11 protein-coding genes are annotated in these 14,884 nt (G+C 61.4%); 4 read left to right on the forward strand and 7 right to left on the reverse strand.

Annotated features, from left to right (window positions below; all coding sequences use genetic code 11):
• Window positions 1-37: 37 nt before the first annotated feature.
• Together HNQ83_RS08390 and HNQ83_RS08395 are read right to left on the reverse strand one after the other, a co-directional pair.
• Window positions 38-781 carry a HisA/HisF-related TIM barrel protein gene (locus HNQ83_RS08390; RefSeq protein ID WP_175388525.1) on the reverse strand — a complete coding sequence of 248 codons (744 nt, stop codon included), beginning with the start codon at window positions 779-781 and terminating at the stop codon, window positions 38-40.
• 127 nt (window positions 782-908) lie between these two features.
• Window positions 909-2,453, reverse strand: coding sequence for an MFS transporter (locus tag HNQ83_RS08395; RefSeq protein WP_175388526.1), 1,545 nt, complete (start codon window positions 2,451-2,453; stop codon window positions 909-911).
• Window positions 2,454-2,556: 103 nt separating this feature from the next.
• Here HNQ83_RS08395 and HNQ83_RS08400 point away from each other — a divergent pair, with 103 nt between their 5' ends.
• Window positions 2,557-3,423, forward strand: coding sequence for a LysR family transcriptional regulator (locus tag HNQ83_RS08400; RefSeq protein ID WP_175388527.1), 867 nt, complete (start codon window positions 2,557-2,559; stop codon window positions 3,421-3,423).
• A 371-nt stretch (window positions 3,424-3,794) separates the two neighbouring features.
• On the forward strand, window positions 3,795-5,354 hold the full coding sequence (locus tag HNQ83_RS08405; RefSeq protein ID WP_175388528.1) for a TerC family protein: 1,560 nt from the start codon (window positions 3,795-3,797) through the stop codon (window positions 5,352-5,354).
• Window positions 5,355-5,469: 115 nt separating this feature from the next.
• Here the strand turns inward: HNQ83_RS08405 and HNQ83_RS08410 are convergent, their stop codons facing one another.
• The 5 genes from HNQ83_RS08410 to wecB are packed head-to-tail and all read right to left on the reverse strand — an operon-like array spanning window position 5,470 to window position 13,894.
• On the reverse strand, window positions 5,470-6,546 hold the full coding sequence (locus tag HNQ83_RS08410) for a diguanylate cyclase (RefSeq protein WP_175388529.1): 1,077 nt from the start codon (window positions 6,544-6,546) through the stop codon (window positions 5,470-5,472).
• Window positions 6,530-7,408 (reverse strand): DUF4434 family protein, encoded by an 879-nt coding sequence (locus HNQ83_RS08415; protein ID WP_175388530.1) that lies wholly within the window; start codon window positions 7,406-7,408, stop codon window positions 6,530-6,532. Before HNQ83_RS08415 ends, HNQ83_RS08410 begins: the two co-directional genes overlap by 17 nt.
• Window positions 7,408-10,572, reverse strand: coding sequence for a phage receptor (locus HNQ83_RS08420; protein WP_175388531.1), 3,165 nt, complete (start codon window positions 10,570-10,572; stop codon window positions 7,408-7,410). Before HNQ83_RS08420 ends, HNQ83_RS08415 begins: the two co-directional genes overlap by 1 nt.
• Window positions 10,569-12,743, reverse strand: coding sequence for a cyclic di-3',5'-guanylate-activated glycosyltransferase NrfB (gene nrfB, locus HNQ83_RS08425; protein ID WP_175388532.1), 2,175 nt, complete (start codon window positions 12,741-12,743; stop codon window positions 10,569-10,571). The genes HNQ83_RS08420 and nrfB overlap by 4 nt, the downstream gene beginning before the upstream one ends.
• A complete protein-coding gene (gene wecB, locus HNQ83_RS08430) occupies window positions 12,740-13,894 on the reverse strand; it encodes a non-hydrolyzing UDP-N-acetylglucosamine 2-epimerase (protein WP_175388533.1) in 1,155 nt (384 codons plus the stop codon). The genes nrfB and wecB overlap by 4 nt, the downstream gene beginning before the upstream one ends.
• A gap of 316 nt (window positions 13,895-14,210) precedes the next feature.
• Here wecB and HNQ83_RS08435 point away from each other — a divergent pair, with 316 nt between their 5' ends.
• Window positions 14,211-14,459 carry a type II toxin-antitoxin system Phd/YefM family antitoxin gene (locus HNQ83_RS08435; protein ID WP_175388534.1) on the forward strand — a complete coding sequence of 83 codons (249 nt, stop codon included), beginning with the start codon at window positions 14,211-14,213 and terminating at the stop codon, window positions 14,457-14,459.
• Window positions 14,449-14,730, forward strand: a complete 282-nt coding sequence (locus HNQ83_RS08440; RefSeq protein WP_175388535.1) for a type II toxin-antitoxin system RelE/ParE family toxin — start codon at window positions 14,449-14,451, stop codon at window positions 14,728-14,730. The genes HNQ83_RS08435 and HNQ83_RS08440 overlap by 11 nt, the downstream gene beginning before the upstream one ends.
• Window positions 14,731-14,884: the final 154 nt, after the last annotated feature.

Below are 14,884 nucleotides of genomic sequence, written 5' to 3' on the forward strand. Positions count from 1 at the left end.
TCGCGAAAGCGGTAGAACAGCCACCCTCAAACCTGAATTATTTGCCCATCGCCTGCCGGTACTGCCGGGTCCGCCGGGCCATATGCAACCGATCCAGAATCAACGCCCACAACGCCGACACCTGCGGCCGCGTCTCACGCCCGCGACTCAAGCGATGAAGCTGGAACTTCACCACGGCCATGCTCGCGAGCGACGCCAGCGGTTTGCGTTTCCAGCGAATCGGCGGCAATTGCGGATGACTGTTCTGGCCTTCGCGCCAGCGTTTGACCAACTGTGGCTCAACGGCCAGCGCCGTACCGATCCCGGCCATGGCGATGCCGCTGTCGAGCACCTGTTCGACGATTGCCAGGCGCCGGATCCCGCCTGTGACCATCACCGGCATGCGCGCCACGCTGGCCAGTTCGCCGGCCATTTCCAGAAAGTACGCCTCACGGGCCAGGGTCCGGCCATCGCGGGCTTCGCCTTGCATGGCCGGCGCTTCATAGCTGCCGCCGGACAGTTCCAGCAGACAGCTGATGCGGGCCCATTGGCGGAACCGTTCGAGGTGACGCTCGTCTTCCAGCACCACGCCACCGGGGCCGGTCATGGCGCGGCGGTCGATCATTACGTTGCCGGTCAACAGCAGTCCGGCCTCGCCCTCGGCCCAGGCCTGGTACAAACGGAAGAGGGCACCGTCGGGCGCCTGGTCGCTGTCGGCGAGGTTTTCCTCCATCGCCGCTTTGGCGATGCGATTGCCGAGGGTCTGGCCATTGGGCAGATTCAATGCTTGGAAGGGCGACATGCTTGACTCCTCATCAGTGATGAGTGAAGGCTAAGCTTAAAGTCAACTTTAATGTCAAGCAGGGAAATGAGGCCCGAATAAAGATCAAGGCATGGTCTGTGATGAACATGCCGAACGGGTGATGGCCTCACTCAAGCGCAAAGGCTGCCTGAGGCGCTGGAATCGGATTGCGCATCAGCGTGCCGACCACCAGTGCAGCCAGTAGACCCGCCAATCCCGCGACCCACAGCAACAGGCTGAAGCCCCCGACGAACGCCTGGCGCGCCAGTGGCTCGACCACCGACCGCGCGGCTGGCGGCAACAGGTTCATCGCCGCCGGCATATCACCGGCCACCACCCGCGAGGCGACGCCATGGGTGTGTTCCAGCCACTGGGCGCCCTGCGTCGACAGGCCGTCGTGCAGCAACTGTTCGCTATGGCCCGACAGCAAGGCGCCATACACGCCGATCGCCAGCATCACCGCACTGAAACGCATGGTGGTGCTCATGCCCGAAGCCATGCCGGTGCGCTCCCGGGGTACGCAGGCCATGATGTTTTTCTGCGTGTCGCCATTGAGCAACCCGGCACCGGCACCGGTCACGGCAATTGCCAGGGCGAAGGGCAGGTAGCCGCCGCTGTTGACCGCCCAGGCACTGAGCAGGTTGCCGCTGCCCACCAGTGCCAGCCCGATCGCCATCATGTTCGCCGGGTGAACGCGTCCCGCCAGCCGTGCACCGATGCGCGGGAAGATCAGCATGGTCACCGCGAACGGCAGCATGCCCAATCCCGCGGAAATGGCAGTAAAGCCCAAGCCGTTCTGCAGGTAGAACGGCAGCATGGTCATCATCACCTGTGCGCACGCGGCGTAGGAAAACATGCCGAGCAGGGCACCGATAAAGCGCGGGTGGCGAAACAGTTGCAGATCGATCATCGGCCGTTGCTGCATCCGTTCGATCACCACGAACAGGCCCAGCAACAGGGCACCGCCCAGCAGGCGTGCGTAGGTGGCCGGGGTGTTCCAGCCGATGCGGTTGGCTTCGATCAGGCCCCAGATCAGGCACAACAGGCTGGCGCTGAAAGCGAGGCTGCCCCAAGGGTCAAGGCGCGCCGCCTGGGCATCGCGGGATTCCGGCACGGCGCGCCAGACCATGAACATCAGGAACGCGCCGACCGGCAGGTTGAGGTAGAAAATCCAGCGCCAACCCACGTATTCGGTGATCAAGCCGCCCAGGGTCGGCGCGGCGGTCATGGCCACGCCCATGCACCCGCCCCAGAACGCCCAGGCCTTGGCCCGTTCCACTTCATCATGAAAGGTGTGGCCGATGGAGGCCAGCGCGGAGGTCAGCAGCAGCGCGGCGCCGACACCCTTGATGGCACGGGCGATGTCGAGAAACAGCGCATTGGGCGCTGCGCCGCAACCCAGGGAAGCGAGGATGAAAATGCCCAGCCCCCACATCAGGGTTTTCTGCCGGCCAAATCGGTCAGCCAGGCTGCCGGCAGGCAGCAGCAGCGCAGCGAACGCCAGCATGTAGGCACTGACCACCCATTCAATGTCGACAAAATTTGCCCCCAGATCCCGGGCGATGCTGGGCAAGGTAACGGCGACAATGTTGGTGTCGAGCACGATCAGCGAGCACACGGCAGAGGCGGTGAGCAAGGTGAGGCGTGGACTGACCGTGGGTTTGACGGACATGGCAGGCGTTCTCTACGGTGAAGTTGCGTGCAGCTTAGCGCTGGCAGACGGCTCCTTTGTTAGGCGCGTATCATCACTTTATTACCTTTGAGCTAATGCACCGATGGACATTCGCCACTTTCGCTATTTCCTGGCTGTCGCCCGGCAGCGCAATTTCACTCGTGCTGCCGCGCAATTGGGCATCGCGCCGCCGACCCTGACCCGGCAGATCCAGGACATGGAAGAGGAACTGGGCGCACGCCTTTTTCTGCGCCAGGCGCGGGACGTCAGCCTGACCGAGGCCGGCGCGGCACTGGTGATCGAGGCCGAGGCCACGGTGCGCCAGTTCGAGTCGGCCCAGCGCAATGCGCAACGTGCCGGTCGCGGTGATATCGGCCACATCGAACTGGGTTACGTGGCCTCGGCGGTGTACTCCGGGTTGTTACAAAAGCAAGTGCAGGCTTTTACCGGCGAGTACCCGGATGTCAGCCTCAACGTGCGGGAAAGCCCGATGGCCAGCCTGCCGAACATGATCCTCGAAGGGCGCTTCGATCTGGGATACATCCGCTGCCCGCTGGCGTTGCCCGAGGGGATCGAGAGCGTGCGCCTGAATGACGAAGGTTTCGTCCTGGCGTTGCCGATGGACTCGTGGCTCAGCCGCTTGCCGGTGATCAATTCGGCGCACCTGCAAAACGAAAATTTCATTCTCCCCGAACAAGTCGTTGGCACCCTGCAAGTCGCCAGTCAGGGCGATTTCGTGCCGAAGCTGGGGGCGCAGCCGGGCGGGTTGGTGGCGGTGATTGCGTTGGTGTCCCTGGGGCAGGGGGTGGCGGTGGTGCCGGAATCGGTGGTCGGCCATGTCAGTTTGCCGAATGTGGTGTATCGGCAGATCAAGGATTGCCAGGCGCAGTCGTGGCTGGCGCTGGTTCATCGGCGGTTTGAGAAGTCTCCTGCGGTTATCCGCTACATCGAGCGTGTGAAGAATGGCTAAAAAGCTTCGCGAGCAGGCTCGCTCCCACAGGGGAATACATTCCAAGTGTGGGAGCGAGCCTGCTCGCGAAGGCGGCCTTGAAAACACCGAGGATCCGGACCTGTTACAGATCTTGAAATGATTTCCGACTGTAGGAATTGTCATTATCACCTGTACGATTCAAGTCCTTTTTTCCTTTCAGGACTTGCATGAACACCCTCACGGAGCGCCCCGGTTATCCTTCCTCCTCGCGCCAATGCGCGGTCTTGACGCACGCGAAACACCCGGTCTTCAGGCCTCCGATTACCCCCAATGTTGCAGCTCCACGGCCTCTGCGCCGCGCCTTGCCGTGCCCGGCATTCTGAATTCGCTGAAGAGATCGAGACGTTTTTATGGAATGGTTAGCCGACCCCACCGCATGGCTGGGCTTGTTGACATTGATTGTGCTGGAGCTGGTGCTGGGCATCGACAACCTGGTGTTCATCGCCATTCTCGCGGACAAATTGCCGCCGGAACAGCGCGACCGCGCGCGGTTGATCGGTTTGTCCCTGGCGTTGCTGATGCGCCTGGGCCTGCTGGCCAGTATTTCCTGGTTGGTGACCCTGACCCAGCCGCTGTTCGAGGTGTTCGACAAGAGCTTCTCCGGGCGTGACCTGATCATGCTGTTCGGTGGTGTGTTCCTGTTGTTTAAGGCCACCATGGAGTTGCATGAACGCCTTGAAGGCCATGTCGGCCAGCGTTCATCCAGCACGACCTACGCGCTGTTCTGGCCGATCGTGGCGCAGATCGTGGTGCTCGATGCGGTGTTCTCCCTCGACGCGGTGATCACCGCAGTGGGCATGGTCGATGAGCTGGCGGTGATGATGATCGCGGTGATCATTTCCATCGGCCTGATGATCGTCGCCAGCAAACCGCTGACCCGTTTCGTCAACGCACACCCGACGGTGATCATGCTGTGCCTGGGCTTTTTGATGATGATCGGCTTTGCGCTGACCGCCGAAGGCCTGGGCTTCCACATTCCGAAGGGGTATCTGTATGCGGCCATCGGTTTCTCGATCCTGATCGAGGTGTTCAACCAGATCGCCCGTGCTCGGCGCAAACGCTCGATGCAGGGCCTGCGACCGATGCGTGAGCGCACCGCCCATGCGGTGATGCGTTTGCTCGGCGGGCGCAAGTTGGCGGTGGAAGAGGTGGGTGAAGAGATTGCCGACATGCTCGACGACGGCGAGGCGCAGAGCGAAGAACTGTTCGATCGTCGTGAGCGGGTGATGATCAGCGGCGTGCTGCAACTGGCCGAGCGGCCGATCCGCACCCTGATGACCGTGCGCGCCGACGTTGATCACATTGATCTGGCCGATGATGCCGAGGCGATTCGTACGCGGTTGATGCATTCGTCGTATTCACGTCTGCCGCTGATTCGCGACGGTGCGGTGGATGAACCGCTGGGTTTCGTGCACAAGAAGGAGCTGCTGAAGGAGTTCCTCGCCGGCAACCAACCCGACCTGGCCCATCTGGCGCGCCAGACCATCAACCTGCTGGACAGCTATTCGATCCTCAATGCCTTGGAGCAGATGCGCAAGGCTTCGACGCACATCGCGTTCGTGGTCAACGAGTTCGGCGATTTCGTCGGTGTGCTGACCATGACCGACATCCTCGAATCGATTGCCGGCGAGCTGCCCGACGCCAGCGAAATCGAAGGCCCGGACGTGGTCGAGGAGAAGGGCGGGTTCGTGGTCAGCGGCGCCTTGAACCTGGCACGGGTGCGCCAGCGCACCGGGTTTGCGGCAGAGCCGACCGACGACTATCAAACCCTGGCCGGGCTGGTGGTGAGCCTGCTGGATCGGTTGCCGATGAAGGGTGACAGCCATGAGTGGGAGGGCTGGCGGGTAACGGTGATGTCGGTTGAAGAGCGGCGGGTGACTCGAGTCTTTTTGGCGCGTATTGGCGGGTAATTTTGCGTCGAGGCTACTGGCCTCTTCGCGAGCAGGCTCGCTCCCACAAGGTATTGCGCGATCCCCTGTGGGAGCGAGCCTGCTCGCGAAAGCGGCCGAGTAAACGATACAGACCTCACTGATGAAAAGTGTACCGATCCTTCCCCGTATGCTTTGACTCATACAACGCCGCATCCGCCTTGATCAGCGCCTGATTCAACGTGTCACCGTCCAGCACACGGGCCACGCCGATGCTGATGGTCACCGGGTGTCGGGTCACTTGCTCGCGCACCACCTGGCACAGCTCGCCGGCCAGGGCCTCGACATCTTCCCGGCGCACCCCGGTCAGGTAGATCGCAAACTCTTCACCCCCCAGTCGCGCGTACTCGAACCGGCTCATCACCGCCTTGATGTCCGCCGCGATACGCTTGAGCACTTCATCACCGATGTCGTGACCGTAGACGTCGTTGACCTTCTTGAAATTGTCGATATCGATCATCGCCAGGTAATGGTCGTGCTCGCGCGGAACCCTGTGCAGCTGTTTGTCGGCGCGGGTCATGAACGAGCGGCGGTTGGGGATTTCGGTGAGTGTGTCGATGTAGGCCTGGTCCAGCAGCAGCCTGGACATGATGAAGTTATAGAGTTTGGCTTTGCGCAGGATGAAGAAGGTGTAGAGGGTCAGCGCGCAGAAAAAGCCCATGTAACAGACCATCATTACGCCACTGAGGTCGAACAGTTCCACATCGCCGTCGAAGAATGGGTTGAGCATCAGCCAGGTAACGGTCTGGGTAGCAAAAAATGCCCAGCGGCTCAGCGGCAGCGTGGACGCACTGTACAAGATGCTCGTGGCGGCCAGCATCAGCCACGCGGGCTGCAGATCCTGGGGCAAACCTTCGATCAGAAGGCGCGCGCCAAAGGTGACGGTGAGGGCAAACATCAAATTGAGCACATCGAAGTGCCGGGCCTTGCGGGTGAACACCAGAATGATCGAGAAGATCGCAAAGAGTCCGATAAACGGCACTGAACGCCAGGTGAGCCCCTGACCGCCGACGTAGCTGATGATCAGATCGAAGACAATCCACATTGCGATGCTGGTGAGGTAAATCAGCAGGCAAAAGGTGTGCAACCGTTCGAATTCATGCTGGATAAATTCAGCCTGCAACTCGGCAGGCGCGGCTTTCTTCAGCACTTCATCTTCAATGGTTTTGTACATCGTCGACCTTGTTCTTGCGTTGGTTATCGAGAATCACCTTGCCCCATGGCCGGTAACGCAGGGAAAACACCGCACCGGGATGGCAGCCCGCCGATGCCGTTTGCAGGCTGGCCGGTTCAGCGCGAAAGGCTGTGCCCTGCGCGCTAACCTGACGAAACGCTTCCTGAACGATGCCGACGGAGCAGGGCAGCGCCTGGGTGTAACCCTGGCGCACCAAAGGCGGCAAGCGTTCGGTACCGGCACCGTCCTGCCACCAGACCTGAATGCCCTGGTCGGCCAACTCCGCCAGCCACCGACCATTGACCTGTGGCGCAAGTTTGCCGGCGCTGAAGGCACTGACATGCAGCGGCGCATCGAGCTGGCCGGCGAGGTCCTTGAGTTGTCGTTGCAGGGTTTGTCGACGATCAGGGGCGAGGAAGTGCGCGTCATCCAGTTCCATCGGCAGGTACCAGCCACTGACCCTGAGTTTCCAGTCCTGGCGCAGCCGCTGCCGCTGCGCCAGCGACCGGCCCAATTGTGCCTGCCAGTAAGTCGCCAGTCCGGCGCTGTCCAACTCATCGATACGCTGGTAATAGGCCGGGTCCATGTACAGCCCCAGCACCAGTTTCAAACCCTGCGCCTGGGCCAGCTTCAGGCTGTCGGCCAGCCAGCCACGGGCGCCGCCGAAGTCCGAATCGCCGTAGGCCGTCCATTGCACGATCACGGTGTGGACACCCTGTTTGGCCGTGTCCTGCCAGATGCGCTGCCATTGCGCCTGGCTGAGGCTGGCGTCGACGTTCAACGGTTGATAGAAAATCCGCTCATCAGCGCGGACCAGTACGCTGCCGAGTAACAGGCAAACCAGCAATAGAAGTCGCGTCATCAGAAATTCAACTCCACGCCCAGCAGCACACCGTCGCCGCCTTCATACAAATTGCCGCCCAAGGATTGCTGGTATTCGGTGCGAACGGTCAGGTGCGCGCGGTAGGCGTTGTAGATGTCATCGTCGAACCACCATTGCCAGCGCAGGCCGATGCCGGTGCGCAAGTCCTGGCGCCAATCGTTGCTCGGGTCCTGGGTGGAAAACTCGAGAAAACCGTAGGGCATCAGGGTTTGCGCGCCGTTGAACGGCAGTTTCCAGGTGTGTCCTTGCTGGAAACGGGACAACCATTGATGGTCGCCGGCCTTGGTCCACCACGCGGCGTCCAGATAGAGAAAGCGTTCTTCCCAATCGCTTTCATCGACACGCCAGTCGTTGCGAAACCGGCCCTGATCGAGGAACGACGCGGTACTGCGCAACAGGTAATCGGTGGTGGTGTGCCCGTCCTTGCGGTGATCCTCGACCTGGTCCGACAGCTTTTCCGGTATCAGCATCTGGCCCAGGCTCAGGCCATGATTGTCCTGGTCATCGAACTGACTCTGCTTGTAGATCTCGCCATAGAAGTTGATGTTCGCCGTGCCCCAGGGTTTGTAGCGCAACCCCACACCGGTGGCGATGGATTCGGCGTAACTGGATCGACTTTGGCCACCGAGCAGCACACGGCCATAGACCGACAAGGTGCTGCCGGCACGACTCGGTTCCTCGCCCAGCGCGTGATCCCACATGGCCAGTTGTACGTTTTGCGAGGTGGAACGGCGTCGAGTGCCGGTGGTTTCGTCGGGCCGCAGGAAGTCGTTGGTCGAGACCCCGGCGGGTGACCAGGTGCTGGCCACCGTGCGTGAGTCGCGGCGCGACAGGGTTTCATGGGCGCGGCGCTGACGATAACGTCGGGCCTCCATGCTGCCGTCCTCGTCGTCGGCCGCCACCGGATATTGCTCGAGGTCGATGACCCGGCGCAGCTCCTTGCGTGCCGCAGCGCTGTCGGCGACTTCGTCATAACGCAAGGCCAGGGTTTCGCCGAGTCGGTAATCCTCTGGAAAGTCATGGGTGGCGCTTTGCAGATAGGGAATGGCTTTGGCGCGTTCTTCCTGGGTGGCCGCGCCGGCCAGGCGCATGCCGTAGTCGGCACGGTAACGTGGGTCGTTGGGTTCGCGACGTACCGCCTCGGCCAGCCACGCCGTGCTTTGCGCAGGCTCGCCGGCCTTCTGTGCGGTGACCGATGCGGCGTAGAAATGTCCGGCATCCGGCGATTGCTGCAGGGCGGATCGTTGTCGTTGCAAGGCCAGCCCATGATCGCCCTGGGCATCGGCAATCGCGGCGCCCAGCGCCCATTCGTTGGCACCACGGCTGCGGCTTTGCTGCCAGTAACGTTCGGCAGCCTGCGCATCACCGGCGTTCAGGGCGCTGCGACTGGCAGTCAGCCGCGCGTTGTCGCTGAGTTCGCCATCGGGCAGGCTGCGCCAGATCGCCAGGGCCCCGGCTGAATCGCCGGCGGCTTCCAGGGCATAGGCCAATGGCAGGCGGCTGCTTCGGTCGCCGGATTTTTCCGCCTGCTGATAGTAGACGACGGCCATGCCGGGTTGATCCGGCATAGCGCAGCGCCCCAGTGCGCGGTAGTCGCCAGCGGCCCGGGGGTGCGCGCCGACGGCTTGCTGCACGGCAACGCATTGACCGTTTTCGGCCAGTTGCGCCAACAGTTGGCCACGGGTGGCAGGGTCGACGCGATTGAGCAGCGTCACTATGCGCCGTTGTTGTGCGGGTGTCGGCGTTGAGGCGGCATACAAGGTCGCCAGCCGTTGCAAAAGGGTGTTGGGAAGCTTGCCGTCATGCCGGTCGTAAGCGTTTTCCAGCAGTTGCTGTGCGTGTTCACGCTGACCGGCATTCAGCGCCAGGTAGGTGGCCTGATCGAGGGAGCGCAGGTTGCCGGTCTGCTGGTAATGCCGCTCCCACAGCGTCGCCGCCTCGGTATTGCGTCCCAGGGCTTGCACCAGTTCGGCCCGGCGCTTGGTGACCTCGGCGGTCTGTGGCTGGCCGGCGAGCCAGGCCATGACTTTGTCGCTGCGACCTTCTTGCTGCCAGATGTCCAGCAGCTGTTGCTGGCGCCGACTGTCCCAGGGTTCCGGCAGGCGCGTGCCTTGCAAAAGCTCCGTGGCGTGCAGGCGCTGGGCGAGGATCAGCCAGGTCTGCGGGTCGTCCTCGGGCGGGCAGCTGCGCAACTGCGAGAGCGCGGCATCCGGGTCGCGCCGGGACAGCCATTCGGCAGTCTCCAGGCACGGCCGCTGCAGTTCGCCGCTCAAGCGCTGCACGGTCGCGCTGTCGCCGGTCTGCCGCGCCAGTTCCCACAGGCGCTGGCGTTGGGCAGGATCGGCGAGATCGTCCGGCGACAACGATTGCATCCAGCGCTGGGCCTGTAGGGTGTGACCCATGGCAATCGCCCGGTCGACCATGGCCAGGCGAACCTTTCGCGCCGCTTCCGGGGTCGGCGCCTGCTGCAACAACGGCTCCAGCGGTTTTTCGTCGAGGCGTTGCACATAGGCATTGGCCAGTCGTTGCCAGCCTTGCGCGTCCAGCTCCTTGCGCTCGGCCAGGGGCGCGAGTTGTTCGATCGTCTCGTTCCAGTCACGCAATTGCTCGGACCAGTTGGAGCGGGCCAGATGCAGGATCCTGTAGTCACCCTTGGGTGGCAGCTGCGCCAGCCAGTCATAGGCCCGGCCCGCGCCGCCAAATTTGGCCAGGCTCAGGCTGTAGGCCTGCCACAACCGTATGCGCTGGGTCAGGTTGCTGGTGGCAATCCACTGTTCCACCTGCGAGCTGCCCGGCGGGTCCTGTTCGATCCAGGTCAAGCGCAGGTTCAGCAAGGCATCGCTGTTTTGCGGGTTGTCCGGCAGGGCTTGCACGGCGTCCTTGTAGCGTCGTTGCTTGGCCAGTGCTTCCACCAGCAACGCCCGCGCTTCATCGTTGTTCGGCACCTTTTCCAGCAGGTGACGCATCAGCCGTTCGACTTCGGCCCAGTTGCCTTTTTTCGCTTCGCGGTAGCTGCGGTCCATGTAAGGGAAGCTGCGGAATTGTTCGAAGTCAGTCAGTGGTTCGGCGTGCACCCAGGTGGCGGCACTCAGGCTCAACAACAGGCTGCCGGCGAGCAGGGCATGTCGACGGACAGGCTTCATTCGACCTCCCGGGCAATGCGGTAGGCGGCTTGCTGTTCGCTGGCCTGTTCCACCAGCGCCTGTTCGAGCACCTCCTGGGTGATGATGCCGCGGGAGATCAGGTGCTGGCCCAGCGACATGTGCTCGGCATCGAAGTCGATCAACGCCTGATTGAACAGGCTCGGCGGAACCATGCCGCGCACTTGCAGCAGATTGCCCAGCAGCACCTGATGATGGCTGACGCGTTCGAGCAGGGCTTCATCGTCCTGATGGCGTTCAAGCACTTCGAGCATGTGATGGACGTCGGCGTTTTGCCGGGGGCTGGCGTACCAATAACGAATGCCCAGCGTGACCCGCCCCTGGGGGGCCAGGCGACAACGCACCGGGCGTTTCAATTGGCGGCTGATCGCCCCCAGGGAAACCTGGCTGACCGGCCCCTCGGACGCCAACACCAGCGTGTTGCCTTCCTCGGCCACCGGCAACACACCGTAGTGGGACGCGACCTTGCGCGGCACCACGGCGATCAACTCCTTGTCGAGTTTGAAGGGATTGAGCGGTGCCCATTCCATGTCCAGTTGCTCGGCCAGGGTCTGCACCAGTTGCGTGGTGTCGATGTGCCCGCGCAGCAACAGTTCATGGCCCAGGCGCCGGCGTACCGGGTTGGTGATCGCCGCTTCGAGCTGTTCTTCGCTGAGCACGCCTTTTTCCACCAGCCGATGGCCCAGTGGCGTGCGCTGGGCCTTGGTCAGGGCCGGGAATTCATGGGTGGTCTTATCCCAGGCCACCCGGCGCGAGTCGCCCATTTCCATGACCTGGCGCAGCGCCCGTACGTTGGCGAAGAAGTTGATGAAGTTGCTCCACATCATCCGCGGTGCCGACAGCAGGCCTTCGCCCAATCCGTAATAGCGGGTGACGAACCAGCCGCGCTGGAACAGCCGATTGAGCAGCATCAGGCCATTGAGCCAGAGCAGGGTAGTGAGCAGCGGGCTGTCGGCGAGTATCGACGGATAGCGCCAGGCGTTGGGGGCGATCACCGTCACGAGCCACATCACCAGCAGGACCAGAAACAGCAGGTTGACCAGGAAGCTCAGCAGGTAGGCGATCATGCCGCGCCGGTCGCGCCACAGAAAGTAGTTGAGCAACCCCTTGGGGCTCCAGCCGAGGTTTTTCGTGCCCTGGAACACGATGCCGACGATCCAGCGGGATTTTTGCCGGATCGCGTGCTGCCAGTCCCGGGGGAAATGCTCGCGAACGCAGATCACCTGGGAAAACGCGCGATCCATGCCAAATACCCAGGGCTGTTCGAGCGCCAATTTCGGATCGGTCACCGAGTAGCGGGCGAAGATGCAGATCATGCCTTTCTGCTTGAGCCGAAAACCGATGTCGTAGTCTTCGGTGAGACTCTGCACGTCGAAGGCAATGCCATCGCCATCCTCCAGCAGTGCGCTGATCGCCTTGCGGCTGAAGCAGGTGCCGACCCCGGCACTGGGCACCTGGCCGGTCAGGGCCTCGCGAACGATCACATCTTTGCCGTGGTTCTCGGCGAACTCGTCGACATAGTGCCCGGCGGTGAAGCCTTTCCATTCCGGCGCATAGGGGTAGACCGGAATCTGGATCAGGTCCTTGTTGGGCAACAGGTAGTTGAACAGGCGCAGTTCCATCGGCGAAATGACGTCTTCGGCATCGTGCAGGATGAACCCGGCAAACTGGATTTTCGCCTCGCTTTCAAAGCGCAGGATGGCGTCGATGATGTTGTTCAGGCAATCGGCCTTGCTGGTGGGGCCGGGGCGCGCGCAGACCACTTTGTGGACGTTGGGGTAGTGCTGGCAGACGGCATCGACGTCAGCCTGGGTCTCGGCGTCGTTGGGGTAGGTGCCGACGAAAATCTGATAGTTCTCGTAGTCCAGGGTCGAAGCCGCCAGACGCGCCATTTCACCGACCACGCCGACTTCGTTCCACGCCGGCACCATGATCGCCAGGGGTTTTTCGCCGATGGCGTAGAGCCGCTCCTCATCCGCCCGTTTGAATTTCTCGTAGATCCGCCAACGGCGGATCAGCTTGCGCGTCCAATACACCACGTCGATGAACAGGTCATCGAGCCCGAGCACGAACATCAACAGCGCCAGGATGATGGCGAGGTATTTGAGGCCGAACAGCACATAGGCGAAAAAATCGACCAGGCCGAAACTCATACCGCTTTACCCGACGGCACGTGTTGTTTCAGCCAGGCGCAGAGCCGGTTGGCGATGCGTTCGCTGGCGTGGCCGTCGCCGTAGGGACTGTGAATGCGGCTCATGCGTTGGTAGGTGGCGTCATCGTCGAGCAACAGGCTGGCTTCCTTGACGATGCGGTCGGTGTCGGTGCCCACCAGCAGCACGGTTCCCCCTTCAAGGACCGAAGGCCGTTCGGTGACGTCGCGCAACACCAGCAGCGGTTTGCCGATGGCCGGGGCTTCCTCCTGAATGCCGCCGGAGTCGGTGAGGATGAAGTGCGCGCGGTCCATCAGCCAGACGAAATGCTGGTAGTCCTGCGGTGCGATCAAGTAAATGTTGGGTTTGTCCGACAGCACGCTGTAGACGGCTTTTTGCACCTGCGGATTGAGGTGCACCGGGTAAACGAATTGCACGTCCGGGTAACGTTCGGCGAGTGTGGCCAGCGCCAGGCAGATATTGCGAAAACCGCCGCCGAAGTTCTCCCGGCGGTGCCCGGTGATCAGCACCATGCGCCGGTTGTCGTCGAGTATCGCCAGCGGCGAATCGGTGGCGGGGTGCCAGTGAATGTCTTGTTGATGGGTGCGCATCCACACCAATGCATCGATCACCGTATTGCCGGTGACTTCGATGTTGGCCTTGGGCACGCCTTCGCGCAGCAGGTTGTCCTCGGACTTGGTGGTCGGCGGAAAGTGCAGGTCGGCGATGACGCCGGTCAGGCGTCGATTGGCTTCCTCCGGCCATGGCGCCCGCAAGTTGCCGGTGCGCAGGCCCGCCTCGACGTGACCGATGGGCAAATGACGATTGAAGGCGGCGAGGGCGGCGATGAAGCTGGTGGTGGTATCGCCGTGGACCAGCACGATGTCCGGATGCACCCGCTCATAGGCCTGATCAAGATGCTCCAGCAATTGTTCGGACAGACCGTTGAGGGTCTGGCCCTGGGTCATCACTTGCAGGTCTTCGTCGACCGTCAGCTCAAAGGAGTCGAGCACCTGCTTGAGCATTTCCCGGTGCTGGCCGGTCGAGCAGATGTTCAGTTCGATACCGGGCCAGTTGCGCAGGACCCGTGCAAGGGGTGCCATTTTGATGGCCTCCGGTCGTGTTCCGAACACCATCATGACTTTGAAGGACATGAACCCTCCCGGGACAACACACGCCAAAAGCGTCGCCGCTGTAAAGAATGCTTATCACTTGGGTATTGAATAAAGCAGTCGGATGGGGGGTTGTCCAACTCGGATATTTCTCACCGCTTTATAAGGCCGGCCCCACAGGAAACCCGGAAATGCAGAAAGCCACGACGTGATAATTTTTGTGCAGTTGTCATGACAAATCGAAAAGAGGAACTTCATTCGTGTCGAATTCCAGGGGAATCAAACAGAGCGATCGCACTCAGATGCGTTTTGGAGTGCTATTTTGAGTGTCTCTAAAAGCATCCCAAGGAATTGTTTCATGACACATATAGTGCTTTCGCAGGTGGTGGCGAGTATTTCGGAGCTGAAAAGAAACCCGATGGGTACGGTAGCTGCGGGCGGTGGATCCTCTGTTGCAATCCTCAACCGTAACGAACCTGCCTTTTATTGCGTCCCCGCCAAAGAGTATGAGGCCATGATGAACCGGCTGGAGGATCTGGAACTGATCGCTCTATGCAAGGAACGAGAAAATGATCCCACCATAAAGGTTTCAATGGATGACCTATGAACTGGAGTTCTCTGAAAAAGCCTGGAAGGAATGGAAAAAGCTTGGGGAGAACCTGAGGGAGCAATTCAAAAAAAAGCTTCGGGAGCGACTTGTTAATCCACACGTTCCGGCAGATCGGCTCAGCGGACTGGGCAATGCCTACAAGATCAAGCTTCGGAGTGCCGGGTATCGTCTTGTATATCGTGTCAAAGATGAGGTTCTGGTGGTAACGGTAATAGCGGTAGGTAAAAGAGAGCGGGGACATGTTTACAAAGAGGCGGAAACCCGCTGAACCGGCATCCTGTCAAAAGTTCGTTAAGTAGCACGCGTGCACCCATTGTGAACCTGATACCCGCCAGCCGTAGCCAACGGTAGCGCATCCGAAACCTGCACCTTTCGTAACACCGCTTTGCGTTTTCACGCATCTATCTGATTCAAAACATTTT

Source organism: Pseudomonas sp. C2B4 (genome assembly GCF_013359695.1).
Classification (GTDB): domain Bacteria; phylum Pseudomonadota; class Gammaproteobacteria; order Pseudomonadales; family Pseudomonadaceae; genus Aquipseudomonas.

Excerpts from the sequence above, each read along its gene's own strand:
- HNQ83_RS08400 (WP_175388527.1), top strand. The coding sequence starts at position 2,557 with ATGGACATTCGCCACTTTCGCTATTTCCTGGCTGTCGCCCGGCAGCGC.
- nrfB (WP_175388532.1), bottom strand. The coding sequence starts at position 12,743 with ATGAGTTTCGGCCTGGTCGATTTTTTCGCCTATGTGCTGTTCGGCCTC.
- wecB (WP_175388533.1), bottom strand. The coding sequence starts at position 13,894 with ATGTCCTTCAAAGTCATGATGGTGTTCGGAACACGACCGGAGGCCATC.
- HNQ83_RS08395 (WP_175388526.1), bottom strand. The coding sequence starts at position 2,453 with ATGTCCGTCAAACCCACGGTCAGTCCACGCCTCACCTTGCTCACCGCC.
- HNQ83_RS08440 (WP_175388535.1), top strand. The coding sequence starts at position 14,449 with ATGACCTATGAACTGGAGTTCTCTGAAAAAGCCTGGAAGGAATGGAAA.
- HNQ83_RS08410 (WP_175388529.1), bottom strand. The coding sequence starts at position 6,546 with ATGTACAAAACCATTGAAGATGAAGTGCTGAAGAAAGCCGCGCCTGCC.
- HNQ83_RS08435 (WP_175388534.1), top strand. The coding sequence starts at position 14,211 with ATGACACATATAGTGCTTTCGCAGGTGGTGGCGAGTATTTCGGAGCTG.
- HNQ83_RS08390 (WP_175388525.1), bottom strand. The coding sequence starts at position 781 with ATGTCGCCCTTCCAAGCATTGAATCTGCCCAATGGCCAGACCCTCGGC.
- HNQ83_RS08415 (WP_175388530.1), bottom strand. The coding sequence starts at position 7,408 with ATGACGCGACTTCTATTGCTGGTTTGCCTGTTACTCGGCAGCGTACTG.
- HNQ83_RS08405 (WP_175388528.1), top strand. The coding sequence starts at position 3,795 with ATGGAATGGTTAGCCGACCCCACCGCATGGCTGGGCTTGTTGACATTG.
- HNQ83_RS08420 (WP_175388531.1), bottom strand. The coding sequence starts at position 10,572 with ATGAAGCCTGTCCGTCGACATGCCCTGCTCGCCGGCAGCCTGTTGTTG.